Annotated in this window: 11 protein-coding genes; 1 reads left to right on the top strand and 10 read right to left on the bottom strand. The window is 54.0% G+C overall.

All coding sequences use genetic code 11. From position 1 onward, the window contains the following. Positions 1 to 16: 16 nt before the first annotated feature. From trmFO to glsA, 8 genes are all read right to left on the bottom strand, one after another. On the bottom strand, positions 17 to 1312 hold the full coding sequence (trmFO, locus tag RBH76_13050; protein ID WMJ83643.1) for a methylenetetrahydrofolate--tRNA-(uracil(54)-C(5))-methyltransferase (FADH(2)-oxidizing) TrmFO: 1296 nt from the start codon (positions 1310 to 1312) through the stop codon (positions 17 to 19). After that, entirely contained in the window at positions 1309 to 3405 is a 2097-nt protein-coding gene (gene topA, locus RBH76_13045; GenBank protein ID WMJ83642.1) for a type I DNA topoisomerase, read from the bottom strand. The genes trmFO and topA overlap by 4 nt, the downstream gene beginning before the upstream one ends. A 39-nt stretch (positions 3406 to 3444) precedes the next feature. Beyond that, positions 3445 to 4647 (bottom strand): DNA-processing protein DprA, encoded by a 1203-nt coding sequence (dprA, locus tag RBH76_13040; protein ID WMJ83641.1) that lies wholly within the window; start codon positions 4645 to 4647, stop codon positions 3445 to 3447. Next, positions 4647 to 5459 (bottom strand): RNA methyltransferase, encoded by an 813-nt coding sequence (locus RBH76_13035; protein WMJ83640.1) that lies wholly within the window; start codon positions 5457 to 5459, stop codon positions 4647 to 4649. Before RBH76_13035 ends, dprA begins: the two co-directional genes overlap by 1 nt. 213 nt (positions 5460 to 5672) lie before the next feature. Beyond that, positions 5673 to 6026, bottom strand: a complete 354-nt coding sequence (gene rplT / locus RBH76_13030) for a 50S ribosomal protein L20 (protein ID WMJ83639.1) — start codon at positions 6024 to 6026, stop codon at positions 5673 to 5675. Positions 6027 to 6064: 38 nt separating this feature from the next. Further along, positions 6065 to 6262 carry a 50S ribosomal protein L35 gene (rpmI, locus tag RBH76_13025; protein ID WMJ83638.1) on the bottom strand — a complete coding sequence of 66 codons (198 nt, stop codon included), beginning with the start codon at positions 6260 to 6262 and terminating at the stop codon, positions 6065 to 6067. A 23-nt stretch (positions 6263 to 6285) separates the two neighbouring features. Then, positions 6286 to 6813, bottom strand: a complete 528-nt coding sequence (infC, locus tag RBH76_13020; GenBank protein WMJ83637.1) for a translation initiation factor IF-3 — start codon at positions 6811 to 6813, stop codon at positions 6286 to 6288. 240 nt (positions 6814 to 7053) lie between these two features. Beyond that, entirely contained in the window at positions 7054 to 8001 is a 948-nt protein-coding gene (gene glsA, locus RBH76_13015; GenBank protein ID WMJ83636.1) for a glutaminase A, read from the bottom strand. Positions 8002 to 8285: 284 nt separating this feature from the next. Here glsA and RBH76_13010 point away from each other — a divergent pair, with 284 nt between their 5' ends. After that, positions 8286 to 9218, top strand: coding sequence for a LysR family transcriptional regulator (locus RBH76_13010; protein ID WMJ83635.1), 933 nt, complete (start codon positions 8286 to 8288; stop codon positions 9216 to 9218). 366 nt (positions 9219 to 9584) lie between these two features. Here RBH76_13010 and addA read toward each other — a convergent pair whose 3' ends face one another. Both addA and RBH76_13000 read right to left on the bottom strand, forming a co-directional pair. After that, positions 9585 to 13118, bottom strand: a complete 3534-nt coding sequence (gene addA, locus RBH76_13005) for a helicase-exonuclease AddAB subunit AddA (protein ID WMJ83634.1) — start codon at positions 13116 to 13118, stop codon at positions 9585 to 9587. Beyond that, positions 13108 to 16443: a PD-(D/E)XK nuclease family protein gene (locus RBH76_13000; protein WMJ83633.1), complete on the bottom strand. Its 3336-nt coding sequence runs from the start codon at positions 16441 to 16443 to the stop codon at positions 13108 to 13110. Before RBH76_13000 ends, addA begins: the two co-directional genes overlap by 11 nt. Positions 16444 to 16509: the final 66 nt, after the last annotated feature.

Raw genomic sequence — 16509 nt, 5'->3', positions numbered from 1 at the left:
CTCCCCTTATGATAGCTTAAAATGTCGTGGTTTCAAGCGCTTGCATCGAGCGCTCTGCCAAAGCGAGATAACGCGCCTGCTTGTCTCTGATTTTTTCCTCCAACGGTGGCAAAATCCCCATATTGCTGCCCATCGGCTGGAAGTGCTTGACGGTGCTGTCGGTGATGTAACAAAGCAGCGCGCCCAGCATTGAGACGCGGGGCAACGTAAACAACGTCTGCCCATTAATCTCTCTTGCCAGCGAAATACCCGCCCAGATGCCGCTGGCTGCCGATTCGATATAGCCCTCCACGCCGGTGATCTGCCCGGCGAAGCGCAGGCGCGGCTCGGCAAGCAACCGAAGCTGTATATCCAGCAGACGGGGGGAGTCGATAAAGGTATTGCGATGCATGACGCCGTAGCGTGCAAAAACTGCGTTCTCCAAACCCGGAATCAGCGAGAAAACCCGCTTTTGTTCACCAAATTTTAAGTTAGTCTGAAAGCCGACGAGGTTATAGAGCGTGCCTTCGCGGTTTTCTGCCCGAAGCTGCACCACCGCCCATGGGCGGTGGCCGGTTGCGGGGTCGGTGAGCCCCACCGGCTTCATCGGGCCATAGCGGATGGCGTCTTTACCGCGTGAGGCCAGCACCTCGACCGGCATACAGCCTTCGTAGACCGCCAGCTTTTCAAAGCTGTGCAGTTCGGCGCGCTCAGCCTTTGTCAGCGCTTCTAAAAAGGTCTCATACTGCACTTTATTCATCGGGCAGTTGATATAGTCGTCCTCGCCACGACCGTAACGCGCGGCAAAAAACGCCTTGGTCATATCTATTGAAGAAAACTCAACGATGGGTGCGGCTGCGTCATAAAAGCTCAGACGCTCGGCACCTGTTTTTTGGGCGATGGCATCGCTGAGCGCGTCGGAGGTCAGCGGCCCCGTCGCCACGATGACGGCGCCCGTTCCCGGCAGGCTTGTCACTTCGCCTTCTATCACCGTAATCAGTGGATGTGCGCGAATTTTTTCGGTGACAAGCGCGGAGAAAATGTCACGGTCCACCGCCAGCGCGCCGCCCGCAGGGACCGCACATTGGTCGGCACACGCGAGAATGAGCGAGCCCATTTTACGCATCTCAGCTTTGAGCAGCCCAGCGGCCGATTCCAGCCGCGCGGCTTTAAGCGAGTTTGAGCAAACCAGCTCGGCAAAGCCGCTGTTATGATGCGCCGGAGAAAATTTCTGCGGCTTCATTTCATATAGCGTCACTGCGATGCCGCGCTGTGCCAACGCCCAAGCTGCCTCGCAGCCCGCCAGCCCAGCGCCAATTACCGCAACACTCATTCCGCCTTCTCCGTCTTGTCGGCAGCGCGCTCATAATCGCAGCCTTCCTTGTGGCAGACGATGCCGCCGTTGCGGCCGGCTTTTTTAAAGAGCGAAGCGCCGCAACTGGGGCATTTATCGGGCAGCGGCTTATCCCAGGTCATAAAGTCGCAGTTCGGGAAGTTTGCACACCCAAAGAAGCTGCGACCCTTCTTGGACTTTTTGGTCAGCATCTCACCACCGCACTTGGGGCAAAAGCCGCCGGTCTTCTGAACAATTTTCTTGGTATTTTTGCACTCCGGATAGCCCGGGCAAGCCAAAAACTTGCCGAAACGCCCGGATTTAATTACCATCTTGCGTCCGCAAAGCTCACAAACCTCTTCGGTTTCTTCGTCCGGAACCTTGACGCGGATGCCCTCCATCTGTTTTTCGGCAGTTTTCAGTGTGGTGTCAAAATCGTTATAAAACACGTCTAGGGTTTTGACCCAGTCGTCCTCGCCACTTTCCACACGGTCAAGGTTACCTTCCATCCCCGCAGTAAATTTGACGTCGACGATGTGCTTAAACTGTTCGCGCAAAAGCCCCGTGACCGTCTCGCCCAGCGGGGTGGGAATCAACGTTTTGGCATTGCGCTCGACATAGCCACGGTCGATGACGGTGGAAATGGTCGGCGCATAGGTCGACGGACGACCGATGCCGTTTTCTTCAAGCGCCTTAATCAGCGACGCCTCAGAAAAGCGTGCAGGCGGCTGGGTGAAATGCTGGTTGGCGTCCACCTTTTGCATGGCGAGCACATCGCCTTCGGCAAGAGGCGGCAGTGCAGTGGATTTTTCGTTTTCTTCGTCACGGCTTTCTTCATACAGCGCGGTGAAGCCGTCAAATTTAATCGCATAGCCCGACGCCTTAAAGGTGTAGTCCGCAGCTGAAATATCCACTGACATGGTGTCCAACATGGCGTTGGCCATCTGGCTGGCGATAAAGCGCTCCCAGATGAGCTTATAAAGCTTATACTGCTCGGCGGTCAGACTCTTTTTGGCCTCCTCGGGCGTAATTTCAGGCATCGAAGGACGAATGGCCTCGTGCGCGTCCTGTGCGTTGTTCTTAGTCTTATACACCCGGCGGGTGGTGGGCAGATATTCTTTGGAATAATGGGACTTAATGTAGTCCTCAGCAGCCTGCTGCGCTTCTTCTGAGATGCGCAGCGAGTCGGTTCTCATGTAGGTGATCAGACCGACCGCGCCGTGACCCTCGAGCTCAATACCCTCGTACAGCTCCTGGGCCACTTTCATGGTGCGGCGCGCCTGAAAGCCCAGCTTGCGCGAAGCCTCCTGTTGCAGAGTCGACGTAATGAACGGCGGCGCAGGCAGACGGCGCCGGACGCTCTTTTTAACCTTTGTTACTTGCCATGTGGCGCTTTTGATATCCTCCAAAACCGCATTCGCAGCGGCTTCGTCGTGCAGTTCAATTTTTCCGCCATCTTTAAGCGCCAGCCGAACATCAAAGCCCTTTTTAGCGGAATGGGCAGAGAGCTTGGCATCCACCGTCCAATATTCCTCGGCAACAAAGGCGCGAATCTGCTCTTCGCGGTCGACAATCAGCCGAACCGCCACCGACTGCACACGCCCCGCGGAAAGCCCGCGGCGCACTTTCTTCCACAAAAACGGCGAAAGCTTGTAACCGACGATTCGGTCTAAGATGCGGCGCGCCTGCTGCGCGTCAACAAGGCTCTGATTGATTTCGCGCGGGGTATCCATACCGCCTTTGATGCCGGTCTTGGTAATTTCATTAAAGGTAACGCGGTTTTTCTCGCTCAGAGGTAACCCGAGCATCTGCGCAAGGTGCCACGAAATCGCCTCGCCCTCGCGGTCAGGGTCAGTTGCGAGATAAACAGCGTCGGCTTTTTTTGCCGCCGCTTTTAATTCTGACACCAGCGATTCCTTACCCTTGATCTCCTGATACTGCGGCTCAAAGCCATTTTCAACATCCACGCCAAGCTTCGACTTGGGCAAATCACGGACATGCCCCATTGAGGCAATGACCGAATAGTCCTTGCCCAGATATTTTTGAATCGTTTTAGCCTTGGCAGGCGACTCTACGATAACCAGATTAGACATACACATGTTCCTCAATTTCGTCTTTCAAAGAATTTTACTTTATGATATGCAACTCATTACCTTTCGTCCCGGTAGCATTTTGACTAAACCAAAAATCTCGAGGCCGGTAATGAGCGTCAATATCGTCCCCGCCGGCAGGGCGAGTGCCTCGCAAAGCATTTCTATTGCCGCGGGGCCGTTTTCAAGGCAGTTTATCACCGCAATCTGCTGCGTGGTTAGATAATCCGGCAGCTTGACCTCGTCCTTTTTTTCGCCGCATCTCGCCCTTTGCGGCCGCGGGGGCTTTGGCAACTTTGGTGCATTGTCCGAAAACAACGAGGTCTGCCGTGCCGGCGGCGGCGTCAGCACATAGCCATAAATTGAAACATACCGCAGCAGGATGTCAGCACCCGAAAGTGCCGGTTCCGCCCCCTGCGACAGCAGGTAGTTGCCCCCTTCGGAAAGAGGCGAAAAAATGCTGCCCGGCACCGCATAAAGGTCGCGGTTTTGTATGAGCGCATGCCCAGCCGTGAGCATAGTGCCGCTTCTTCGCTTGCTCTGTATAACAACCGTCGCCATCGACGCGCCCGAAATCAGCCGGTTGCGCAGCGGAAAATGTGAGGCAAAGGCCGGCGTCTCCAACGGGTATTCGGTGAGCACCAGTCCGTTTTGCGCACGCTCGACCAAACCACGCAGCGCGCGATTGCGCTTGGGGTAGTCAATATCCAGCCCTGCCGCGATAAACGCGATGGTCTTGCCGCCTGCTTCCAGCGCAGAACGGTGGCAGACAGCATCGATGCCGTGCGCCATGCCGCTGACAACAACACCGCCGAGAGAAGCAATTTCTCCGCTTAGTTTTTTCGCCACAGCAATACCATATTCATCAGGCGAACGCGTTCCAACCATTGAAATTAGATAATGGTCGCGCAACAACGAAATATCGCCAAGCGCGTATAAAACCAGCGGCATCGAATGAATATGCTTAAAGCCCTCGGGGTATTCGGGGGAGTCGGGAGTCAACACGGCTGCCCCGAATACCTCGGTGGCCGATAAAATCCGTTCCGCCTCGGCAAAGCAAGGTGTTATCAGGGCGGATTTTTCGGTATCGGTAAAGAATCTGTCTGAGACGATGCGCGATTTTGAAAGCGCCAGCAGCTCGGTCACCGAGCCGTAACGCGTCAGTACCTCGTGCGCGCGGGTTGTCCCGATGCCGAAGGTCTGTTGCATCCACAGCCATTCCCGCGCATGATGCTTATAGGTCATCAGATCAACGCTCCTTTCGCACCTCGTGCGCAGCGCGACAGCTCCCACGCAAAAACAGTGGCCGCCATTGCGGCATTAAGCGATTCGCTCTGTTCAGAAATAGGCAGGATCACCCGTCCCGTACAGGCGGCCTGCACCTGCGGGGTCAGTCCTGCACCCTCGTTGCCGATGGCGACAGCGGCATTCTCAAGCGATACGGCGTCCACCGGGACACTTTCGCTATCCAATGCAGCGGCATAAACCGCTATGCCGCTTTGGCGCAGGGCATCTACGGCGATCTCGGCGCTGTCCGCGCAGTAAATGGCTACGCGCAGCGCGGCGCCCATCGATGCACGCAAAACTTTAGGTGCCGCGGGATCAGGGCAGTCGGCGGTCATCACAACGGCAGAGAGACCAAAAGCATCGGCAGAACGCAGAATCGTCCCGACGTTGCCAGGGTCCTGAAGCGAGCAAAGTAGCAGCGCGCCATTTGACGCGGCTTGCGGCAGCCCCGGCAAAAACAGCCGACCCTCGCAGATGGCAAACACCCCTTGCGGCGATTCGGTTTCGGCAAGGGTAGCCGCCAATGGGTCGGAAATCAGCAAGGTTTCGCGCGCCTTGATCGCCAGCCTGTCAAAATCGTCGCCCAGCCGCTGCATGCCGACATTCGTCACCATCAGCGTCAGTAGTTCGACACCGCTTTGCAGAGAATCACGTACAAGCCTTACGCCCTCCAGAGCGAACCGTTGCGATTGCAAACGGTACTTCCGGCTGGTGCAAAGCTTTCTGAATTCTTTGATTCTAGAATTATCTTTAGAGGTGATTTCCAACATGGCGCCTCCATGAAAATAGCGTCGAAAAACGCGCATCTGCGCTAAAAACAGCGGGCGCATAAGGTCGCGTAGACAAGCCCGCTCAAGATGCATTTTAAAGCGTGCTTACTATGATGTCAAATATACCCGGCTGCCTCTATGGTCATTTTATCCAATGTATTCCTAGCACAAACGTCCGGTCTGATAATCAGCCGGACGTTTTTAGGGTTCTGATTAACGGGCAGCCTTTGCCTTTTCGACAAGGGAGGTGAACGCAGCCGGATCTGCAATAGCGATCTCAGAAAGCATCTTGCGGTTGAGCTCAATGCCGGCCTTTTTCAGTCCGTTCATGAAGGTGGAGTAGTTCATGTCATTCATGCGGCAGGCAGCCGAGATACGGGTAATCCACAGCTGGCGGAAGTTTCTCTTCTTCTGCTTTCTGCCGATGTATGCATATCTGCCGGACTTCATAACCGCCTGTTTTGCGGTTTTAAACAGTCTGCTCTTGCCACCAAAATAGCCCTTAGCAAGCTTTAATACCTTTTTTCTGCGCTTTTTTGTCATCGTAGCGCCCTTAACACGAGCCATATTTTATACCTCCGTTGGGTTGTAATTGTTGTAGTGGTTTACATATAAGGAATCAGAAGCTTGACAGCCTTGACGTTGGTCACATCAGTCATAGCGCCCTGGCGCAGTCTGCGGGTGCGCTTGGTGGGCTTTTTGGTCAGAATGTGGCGCTTGTTGGCGCATGCACGCTTGACCTTTCCGTTTTTGGTAAGCTTAAAACGCTTTTTTGCGCCCGAATGGGTCTTGATCTTCGGCATCTTATATTTCCTCCCAAATAATTTTACTTCGCAGGTTGTTTTGGGGCTACAAACATCAGCATGTGTCGTCCCTCAAGCTTGGAGGCCCTTTCCACATTGCCGCAATCGACAATGGCCTTCGCAAAACGCGACATGACTTCGTGCCCAATTTCGGGATGCGCCATTTCGCGTCCACGAAAACGAATGGAAACCTTCAGCTTGTTGCCCTCGGCAAGGAACTTGGTCGCCTGTTTAACCTTCGTGTTGAAATCCCCGATATCAATATTAAGCGAAAGGCGGATTTCTTTTGTTTCAATGATCTTTTGGTTTTTACGGGCTTCCTTTTCTCTTTTGGCCTGCTCGAAACGGTATTTGCCGTAGTCCATAATGCGGCAAACCGGCGGCGTGGCCTGTGAGGCAATCTTCACCAGATCAAGATTTTGCTCAACAGAAAGCCGCTGTGCCTCACGGGTATCCATAATGCCCAGCTGTTCCCCATCTACGCCGATCACTCTAACTTCTTTATCCTTGATATCCTCATTTATGAGTAGTTCCTTAACGCTAATGTTCAAGCACCTCCGTTACCTAAAAAAAAGTGGGTGCAGAACGCAGTTGTTCTACACCCAATCAATGACAACAAAAACAGCTTTAAAGCTGCGGTGGTTGCTATTGACCATGTACGTATCTGTCACGCACAGGTGAGAACATTGCATGTTCTGCTTTGTTGTACTGATATATATTATCAGTTGTCGTTATAGATGTCAACCCTTTTGTAAAAATAGTTTGTATTTTTACGTGGGATATCTGGCTGCTCACCGCTTATTGGAAGTAGCGCTTTGCAAAGGGTGGTCCGCAAAATAGTGCAGGTTCAAATGCTTGGAAATGTACTCGAGCATCCGGCACCCACCGATGCTGTTGCCCTTTGAATCGAGGCCGGGGCCAAAGACACCGATGCCCATTTTGCCCTCTGCCGCCGAAACGATACCGCCGCCCACGCCACTTTTTGACGGGAGGCCAACATTGACAGCAAACTCGCCCGAGCCGTCGTAAAGCCCACAAGTAACCATCAGTGTTTTGACAATACGCAGAATGTCGTTTTCCACAAGGCATTCGCCGGTGTCAGGGTCGATGCCGCCGTTTGCCAGAATCATGCCGTAGTTGGCTAGATCTTCGGTTGTCACACGCAGCGAACACATTTTAAAGTAAACATCAAGCGCTGCTTCAACGTCACCATCAATCAAATGCGCACTTTGCATAAAATAAGCCAGAGACCGGTTGCGCATACCGGTGGCGCTTTCTGAACGATATACCGCCTGATCAATATCAATGCTGTCGCGCCTGCAAAGTTTACGCGTCAGAGCTAAAAGCTGCGGCCAGCAGTCCTCTTTTGCAATGCAACTCATCACCGCGATGGCACCGGCATTTATCATCGGGTTTAGCGGTCGGCCTTCCCTTGCCTCCAGTTTGCTGATCGAGTTAAAAGCATCTCCGGTGGGTTCTGCGCCCACCTTTGAAAAAACGCGGTCCGTCCCTGCGGTTTGTAGCGCGAGAATCAGCGAGATGGTCTTTGAGATGCTCTGGATGGTGAAGGGCTGGTTCCAGTCCCCCGCATGATAGTGCGTGCCGTCCACAGTGACGATGCATGCACCCAGCTGCGCCGGATCTGTCTTTGCCAGCTCCGGGATGTAACCCGCCGATTTGCCCAAATGTGTAAAGCGAGCAGCGTATGCCACTGCCTCGTCGAGTACCTGCTGTATCATTTAATTATCTCCTTGTGTTTAAAGAAAAGTTATAATTATAACAAAGTGTTTGTCCACCTTTCATATTTTATATGCTTGATCATTTTTTTGCCAATACGTGTTCCTTATATCCGATATACCTTTTAGTGTATATTAATAGTCACCTGTATTTTGTTTTTCTTTGCAACAGGTTTAACAAAATATCTTAAAAGGAAAAAATTTTTGATGATTTTCGTGCAAAAGTATGCATAATTAAATAAGGATCGTTTCGTCGCATCGCATGATAAAGCATCGGGAGGCAGAACATGAATCTTAAACATTTAGAATATTTTGTGGCAGTCGCAAAATACGGCTCCATTAATAAAGCCGCTCAGGCCTTATACATATCGCAGCCCCATTTAAGCCATATCATCAAGGATATTGAGGATGATGTTGGATTTGAGCTGTTTTTACGCACCAAACAGGGTGTGGTTCTTACGACATCCGGCGCGCGTTTTTTGAAGCATTCCAACGCCATCATGCAAGAAATGGAAGGTTTAAAGCAGATTGCCAAAAAACCCAAACGTCACGCCGATACCATTAGTATATCTATGACCAAGTTTTCTCACACGATGGAAAGCTTTATTGAGCTATGCAAAAACCACGAAAGCCTTGAAAGCTTTTCGTACAAGCTAAATGAAGGAAGTACCATCGATGTCATCGGCGACGTTGAGTCGGGTGCAGCTGATGTCGGGGTGATCCACTTTGCCAGCGAACAAAGTGAAGATTTGATGAAGCTGTTCCGAAAAAAGGAGTTGACCTTTATTTCGCTGGTGAATCTCTGTCCGCACATCTGTGTTTCGGGCAAGCACGAACTGATCAAACGTGGCGAAAAAGTGACGCTCAACGCGCTGCGCAACTACGGCTTTGTTCGCTATATCGACCAGTATGAGGATTTTATCTACCACGTAGCAACCGAAAGTCTTCAGTTCGACCTCAACTCCTCACCTAAAATCGTTTATGTAGCCGGGCGTTCCGCACTGTTACACCTGATTTCTAACAGCAATTTTTATACCATCGGCATACAGGCCTTCGATGCACAAAGCTCAAAGTATAACGTTGTTTCGGTTCCGGTTGAAGGCAGCTGTGAGCTGTTGCAATTTGGCGTCATTCTGCCACAGCACGCCGAGCAGACCGGCACGCTGGGCGAATTTATTAAGATTGTCACCCGTCGCTTCAAATGCCTAACCCAGAAATAGGCATGGCCGCCGCAAACAAAACGACAACGCATTTTAGCCAAACCAAGCCAAACCAAGACTTAAAACCGCACAGAGAATTGGGCCCGGCATTAATAGCCGGGCCCTTGATTATTAATTGGACAAATACATAGAGCAAATGCTTATCGCTTTTAAGTGGTAAGGCTAGGGGCTTTGCCCCTCACACCACAAACTTTGAATATCAGTTAATCAAAAAACTTACTTAAAAGGATTTTGTCATATACTTATAGGTTATTAGACCTCATTAATAACTTTAAGTATACGCACATAGAGACAAGCTTCGCCCCATTATGCGCCGCCGCAAGAGTTCACATTCTGTTGCGGCAGTTTTTGCGCTTGGGTCTACCACTAAACCACAATCTCGCAATCGAGTGCAAACGACCAGATGATACATTCGGTGACCGGCACCGTCAGGGCCGAAGCCAGCATCTCGCGATACAGTCCCAACTGTCCGGCATAACGTTCGCGCAGTGTTTGTGCATCTTTTACGCGGTCAGTTTTATAATCAATAACCACCGCGCGATCTTTTTCAATTAAAATGCAGTCGGCGATGCCCTGCAGCATCGGCGCTTCGTCGTTTTCAGCCACGAGCTCACGGGTAGAAGCACAGTCGGCGGCGCTGACCATAAAAGCGAATTCGCGCAGCACCTCGTCAGCAGCAAAAACGCGCTGCGCTAAACCGCTTTCAAAAAAGCGCTCGATCTTGTCCAGCGCTACCAGTTCGGCCTGCCGTGCGGTGAGAATGCCCACGTTTTTAAGACGTACCAGTTCGGCAGCGGCATCTTTGCGCGCCGCAGTGTAGTCACAATACTGCATATAGGCGTGCACAGCTGTACCGCGCTCGCTGCCCGATGAGGCCGATTCTAGCGCGAAGGTAGGCTTTTTTGCGAAGCGAAATTCATTGCTTGCAGGGTGCGTCAGTTGTGAAACGGCCAGTTTTGACGGTGTCTTGGCTGCCTTAGCAAAGGGGTATTCAAACGCCAGCCGCCAAGAAAGTTCTGAGGCCAGTTCTTGATTGGCGGGCGGCAACACAGCAGCAGCGTCATCGAACAAGCTTTGCTGGCCATCCTGATCGGTCTGCGGCAATGCATCCACGCTGGTTTGCTCTTCTAAGAAGTCGAAGTACAGCCCAATCTGCCCCAGCGGGTTGCCCAGACGCAGCGCTTGTGCAGCGTCGCCATAACAACCTAGCGCCAGTAACAACCACTCGGCGTAGTTCTGGCATTCGCGCACCTGCGCGGGGGCGGGCCTGTTGCCGTCAGGCGAGAGTGCCTCAGCTGTTTCCAGTGCCTTTTTCATTGCGGCAGTGATAACCAGCCGTTCTTTGGCGCGGGTAGCGGCTACATAGAGAATACGCAGCTCCTCTGATAGCATAGCGCGCTCGCTTTCTACCCGCACCGCCTCAAGCGGCACAGCGACAAACTGCTGCCGCAGCGCAGGGTCACGCCGAACACAGGCGAAGCCCAGCTCGGAGTGCAGCAGCGTCGGCCGGATTAAATCGTTGCGGTAAAAACTATGGTCGCGCCCCGCCTGGCACAGGAACACAACCGGCCATTCAAGACCCTTGGATTTATGAATACTGGTGATAAACACGGCGTTGGTCTGCTCACCGACATAGGCCGGGGCAAGATCGCCACTTTGCATCGCACGGTCGATCATCTTTAGAAGTCCCGACAATCCGCGATGCCCGTTCTGGTGGTACTGCTCGGCGTACTGCGCGAGCAAAAGCAAGTTGGCAAACCGTTGCTTACCTCCCTGCATCGCGCGGCATAGCAGGTCGAACCCGGTGGTTTCAACCGATTCGGTAATCAATTCGGCGGCACTTATCGTCAGCGCTCGGCGCCGCAGATGTTCAAAAACCTCTAAAAACGCACGGGCTTGCAGGTCGGTTTCGGCTGCTTTTTTGACAGCGGGGTAAAAATGCCCACTGGGCACCATCAGGCGGATTTTTGCAAGCGCGTCATCGCTAAAGCCGAACATTGGCGAAAGCATTGCGCCAATCAGTTCGATATCTAGCGTGGGGTTGTCCAGCGCACGCAAAAGATTGAGTACCGCCGTGATTTCAAAGCTATCCAGAAAGCCGCTCTCGATCTGTGCAAACGCCTCGACGCCCACCTGTTCGAGCGCGCGGCGGTAAACCTCCGCCTGAGCCTTGGGCGATCGCAGCAAAATGGCGATATCTCCCGCGCACACCGGCCTCAGCACACCTTTTTCGGTCACGAGTGTGCCGCTGTCTATCAGGCGCTTAATTTCGCCGGCTGTATAGAGCGCCTCGGCCTCGGCGGCATCAGCAGCATTGAGGCTCCCCTGCTCTAAAAAGTGGAATTGTACCCCTGCGCCGTCGACCGGCGGATAGGTTGCCAGCGCATTGAGCTTGTGTTTTTCATCGTAAAAAAGTTCACCGACTCGCTTGGAAAACAACGGTTCAAAGACACGGTTAACCGCCTGAGTAATCTCGCTCCGGCTGCGGAAATTGCCGCTGAGCGTAATCAATTCCGGTTCATCCGGCGCGCTGTTTTGGGCGTATTCCTCGCTTCGGCGCAGAAAAATCTCGGGCTGAGCCTGCCGAAAACGATAGATGCTCTGCTTAACGTCGCCAACCATGAACAGATTTTTGCCATTTGAGAGCGCTGTGATAATCATATCCTGCACGGCGTTGACGTCCTGATATTCGTCGACCATGATTTCGTCAAAGCGCGCACCTATAGATTCCGCCAGCGGGGTTTTATGTAAATTCCCCTCTTCGTCCCGCGTCATGAGTAGGCTGGCCGCAAACTGTGCAAGGTCTGAAAAGTCGAAGATGCCCGCCGCGCACTTTTGTACCAGAAGGCGGCTATCGGTATCCTTGACCAGTGCAAAAAGCCTACGCAGCTTGGGGAGAAGGTCGGCAACATCCTCAGAAAATTCCGAAAGATTTGCTGAAAGCACCTTGGTTTGAAGCGTTTGAACCATCGCTTTATGGCGGGTGCGCAGGCGCTGAAGCTGCACCTTGCGTTCGGGGCAGGCACTGCGTTTTGCCGCCTTTAGCGGCACCGCACTGTAACCACGCAGCAGGGTAACCGCCTCATCCCAATTACCACGTTCAAGCGCCGGGCATAAGGCGGCAAAAAACGCAGCGTCACCTTCAAACGCCGGAAGATAGTTGGCAAAATCCGGCTCGTCGCGCAATTCTATAAGTGCCGCTTGGGCATCAGTCTTGCAACGCTGCGCCGATTCGCGCGCGAATTGAAGCAGAATATCCCCCCACACGCTTTGGGCGGGGTTTGCACAGTTTTCATAAACCTTGAGCTTTTCATCCAACCAGTCAATATAAAATGGATGGGTACGGGCAAAATCGAGCACGCGCAAAACGGTACCTGCCAGACTCTGATCGCCCCGCTTTTGCGAGAGCAACTCAGCCAGCGCACTAAACGCTGCATCGTCGCGATCGGCATAGGCAGCTTCGAGCGCAGCATCCACCGCTTGTTCGCGCATGGCGTCCAGCTCCTGCGTGTCACCAACACGAAAGGCTGCCGGAAGGCCCAGCAGCTGCCAGTTCTCACGCAGCAGGTTCAGGCAAAGTGAGTCGATCGTGCCAATCACCGCGCGATCCAACAGCTGCCGCTGGCGACGCGCTGCCATATTCAGCGGATGCTCAGCGATGTACTCGGTCAGCTTTTTCAGCATGCGTTGCTTCATCTCCTGTGCGGCGGCGCGGGTAAAGGTGACAACCAGCAGCCGGTCGGCGTCAATCGGCGTGTCACCATCCAACATGCGGCGCACCGCCCGCTCGGTGAGCACGGCGGTCTTGCCGCTGCCCGCCGCGGCGGAGACTAAAATTGTGTGGCCGCGCGCTTCAATGGCGCGGCGCTGTTCATCGGTCCAGTTTGTATTATTCGCCATCGGCGCTCCCCTCCCCCTTTAGAATGGCGGCGCGGTCGAGCTTTAGCAGCTCGCGCACCGGGTCGCCCGCTTCAAAGCCACAGGCCGTGCGGTAATCGCAAAAGTTACAGGGCGAATCCGCGCCGCGGCAACTGGGAAGCGCCGCAATATCGCCGGAATAAAGCTGCTGCGCCATCCCTTCTATCTTTTGCTCGACCAGACGCCATAGCTTCGCCAGTTCTTCCATAGAATAAAGCGCATCAATCTTTTTTCCGCCTTGGGCATAGGGGATGTAATCGCCGTTTAAATCCCGCTCCATCCCGCGTAGCACGTCTTCATCCGACAGCAGCAGCCCATTCATAACATATTGCTTATGCCTTTGCTTTTCAAGCTGATAGGGGTCGGTGCCGCGCGCGCTTAAAACATATCCCCCTTGTGCCGGTACATACAACGCACCCGCTGGAGTCGCCCCGTCCAGTGGGCCTGCACCGTTTTGACAGATGGAAAACAGGTAAATGAGCATCTGCAAATTCAGCCCATAATAGACCTCGTCGAGTAGAAAACTTTTCTTGCCAGATTTATAATCGAGCACACGTAGATATTTTTTTCCGTTGATGACCGCCGTGTCGACGCGGTCGGCCGTGCCTTCAATGAGAATTTCGGTGTCCGATCCTATTTTAAACACCAACGGGCAGACTTCTTTCCCCTCGCCGATTTCAAGCTCGAAAGCCACCGGTTCAAATTCGCTTTGTAAAAGCTCCTGTGCCAGATGGCACACCATGTCGAAAAGCCACTCGCCAAGGCGCTCAAAGTTGCGCAGCAGCCGTGCAGGAAGTAGCGCCGGGTCACCTGCGCACTCGGTGAGATAGCCCACTGTCTCGGCGGCAATCTGCTGCCGGAGCTGCTCGGGCGGCACGGCAGAAAGCCCCTTACCTCCGTGTTGCGACAAGAGCCGTTCCAGTACGCGGTGGATGAGTACGCCCGCCTGAATCGGCGACAGCTCGGCCTTTTGGCGTTTACGAGCGCCAAGTCCCTTTTGTATGTAATAGCTAAACGGGCAGCGATAGTATTGTTCTAAACGCGAGGGCGAAAGCTTTAAGCGTCCACCAAACAGCGCGGATGGGATAGCCGGATCAATCAGCGCATGAACCCGCTTGTCGTCGACGCGTAACAGCCGCGTCACCCGCTGTTCGCCCAACGTTTTTTCGCCCAACGCAACGAGTGTCGAAAGACGGGCGTCGGATATGTCACGATATTCAGCAATGGCCTTTTCCAACCCTGACACCGTCCAAACGTGCCAGAACTCAGGGCGGCTCTGTTCGGTGGTCAGCGCCGCGGCACGCAAAAAGATAGCGGAGGGCAGCAGCGCCGAACCTGCCGCATCGGTGCGTGGACAGCAAACCACCAGATGCTCAGCGGGCGCGGTGACGGCGCGGTAGCAAAACATCCGCTCGGTGGCCTGAGAGCGGTCGCCCTCAGTGAGCAGATCAAGCCCGCCCTCGACCAGCTGCCGCCGCTCGTTTTCCGATAGCAACCCACCCGGCATGGCGGCGGAGGGGAATTCCCCTTCTATTGCGCCAAGCAAAAATACGGCGCGGACATTCTCACATCGGATTCGGTCGGCGGTGCCCACCGCGATTTCGTCGAGCGTGCGCGGCACTGTCGCCACCTCGAACCCACCAAACGACAGCTCGACCAACTCGGCAATCCGCTCTTTGGTCACGGTTATTTCGTCGGGGATCGCGTCAAACAGCTCTAATAATCCGACAAGCTGCTGCCAGAGCAGCGACTGCTCTTCTAAGAAAGCATTCTTCTCATCCGCAGGCATGGCTTCGGCAAAATCAGCCATATGCTTGGCCGCGTCGATCTGCTGCAAAAACCGCCACAGACCCTTGGCCACCTGGCTGCCCTGACCGCTTTCAAAAGTTTGTCGCAGCGACAGAACCGGTGCGGTGATGTTTTCTCGGGCTTTCTCGAGCATTTGCAGCGTTTTGGCGGCGCGCGGGCTTAAAAGCTCGACCATGCCGTCGGGGTTTTTGTAAAATGGGCGCTCCCACTCTGGCCGGCGCAATGACCAGACAAAGCTGTAGTTTTCAAGCGCACCAACCAACTCAGACTCCAGCCCGAACAGCGGGGAACGCGCGATGTCAAGCCAGTCGCCCTCACGCATTCCGCAGGCAACCAACACCGCCGCCAACACCCCTTGAGTGAGTGCCGAGCAACGCGCGTCATGGCGCATGTCCCAGAAAAAAGGTAGGTCAAAGCGGGTGAAAACCGACGGTAGCGCCGTTTGGTAGCGCCCCATATCGCGGGCGATCACTGCGATATCGCGGTAGCGATAACCTTGTTGCCGCACCAGCTGCGCAATCTCGGCAGCGACGGTTTCCAGCTCATCGTAGGGGTTGGCGCAAAAGACGGCCTTGACTACCCCACCGCCGATGGTATCCTTATCCGGCAACGCTTCGGCGCGGGTGGCGCGTTCGAGTGCGCACAGCGCGGCTGGGTGCCAGTTTGGTTCAGGCAAAACAGTCTGTACAGCCTCAACGCCCCTCTCTTGTGCCAGATGCAAAAGGCGTCGCGCCGTGTCGGCCGCCAGCGCAAAGGCGGGCTGTTTGGTTCGGGGGTTATCGCAGCACAACGCAACGGTCACCTGCCGCGCCTGAGACAACAGCGCTGAAATCAGCGACAATTCAGGGGCGGTGAACCCACCAAAATCATCTATAAAAATCTCGGCATCTTTTAAAACCGAACTATCCGCCAGCCTCTCGGCAGCGAGATCCAACACATCCTGTGGCGACAGGCAACCGCGGTGCAAAATCGCCTCATAGGCGTCAAATATCAGCGAAAGCTCCCGCACCTTATCACGCAGCGCACCTGCTGGCAAAGCCTGTGAAAAGGTTGAGAGCCGTTCAGGAGAAAGCCCAGCATTTTTGCATTCCTCCACCACTGAGAGCGTCTGTTCAATAAAGCCGCGGCTGCGGTAGTGGCGGCCATAAACAGTCAACAAGTCGGAGAGCTCGTCGAGCGCAACACTCATAAAAAAAACCTGTGCGGCAGGCGTCACCGGCTGCCGGTCGCGCCCGCCCAGCTGGCGCAGCAGCCGTTCGGCCAGGCGTGAAAAACTCAACACCTCTGCTTTGGCAGCGCTTTGGCCCAAAAGTTGCTGTAACGCGCGCTCATTATTAAAAGAGGCCTGCTCGGGTACGATGAGTACCGCGCGACCGCCCGATTCGACTCTGGCTTTAATCTGCTGCTTAATCAGCGTCGTTTTGCCGCTTTGGGCAACGCCGGCTATGATATGAAGCATGTCATTCCCCTTTTCTATGTCATACTGCGGCTTAGTCATAATTTATCTTCCGTCATTTTACCACAAAACAAAGAGCTCCGCCATCCTGTCTATAAGGAAGACGAA

The organism is Oscillospiraceae bacterium MB24-C1, from assembly GCA_030913685.1.
Lineage (GTDB): Bacteria > Bacillota > Clostridia > Oscillospirales > Ruminococcaceae > Yanshouia.
Note: the sequence above shows the minus strand (reverse complement) of the source record. Positions and strands in the feature narration are given on the sequence as shown.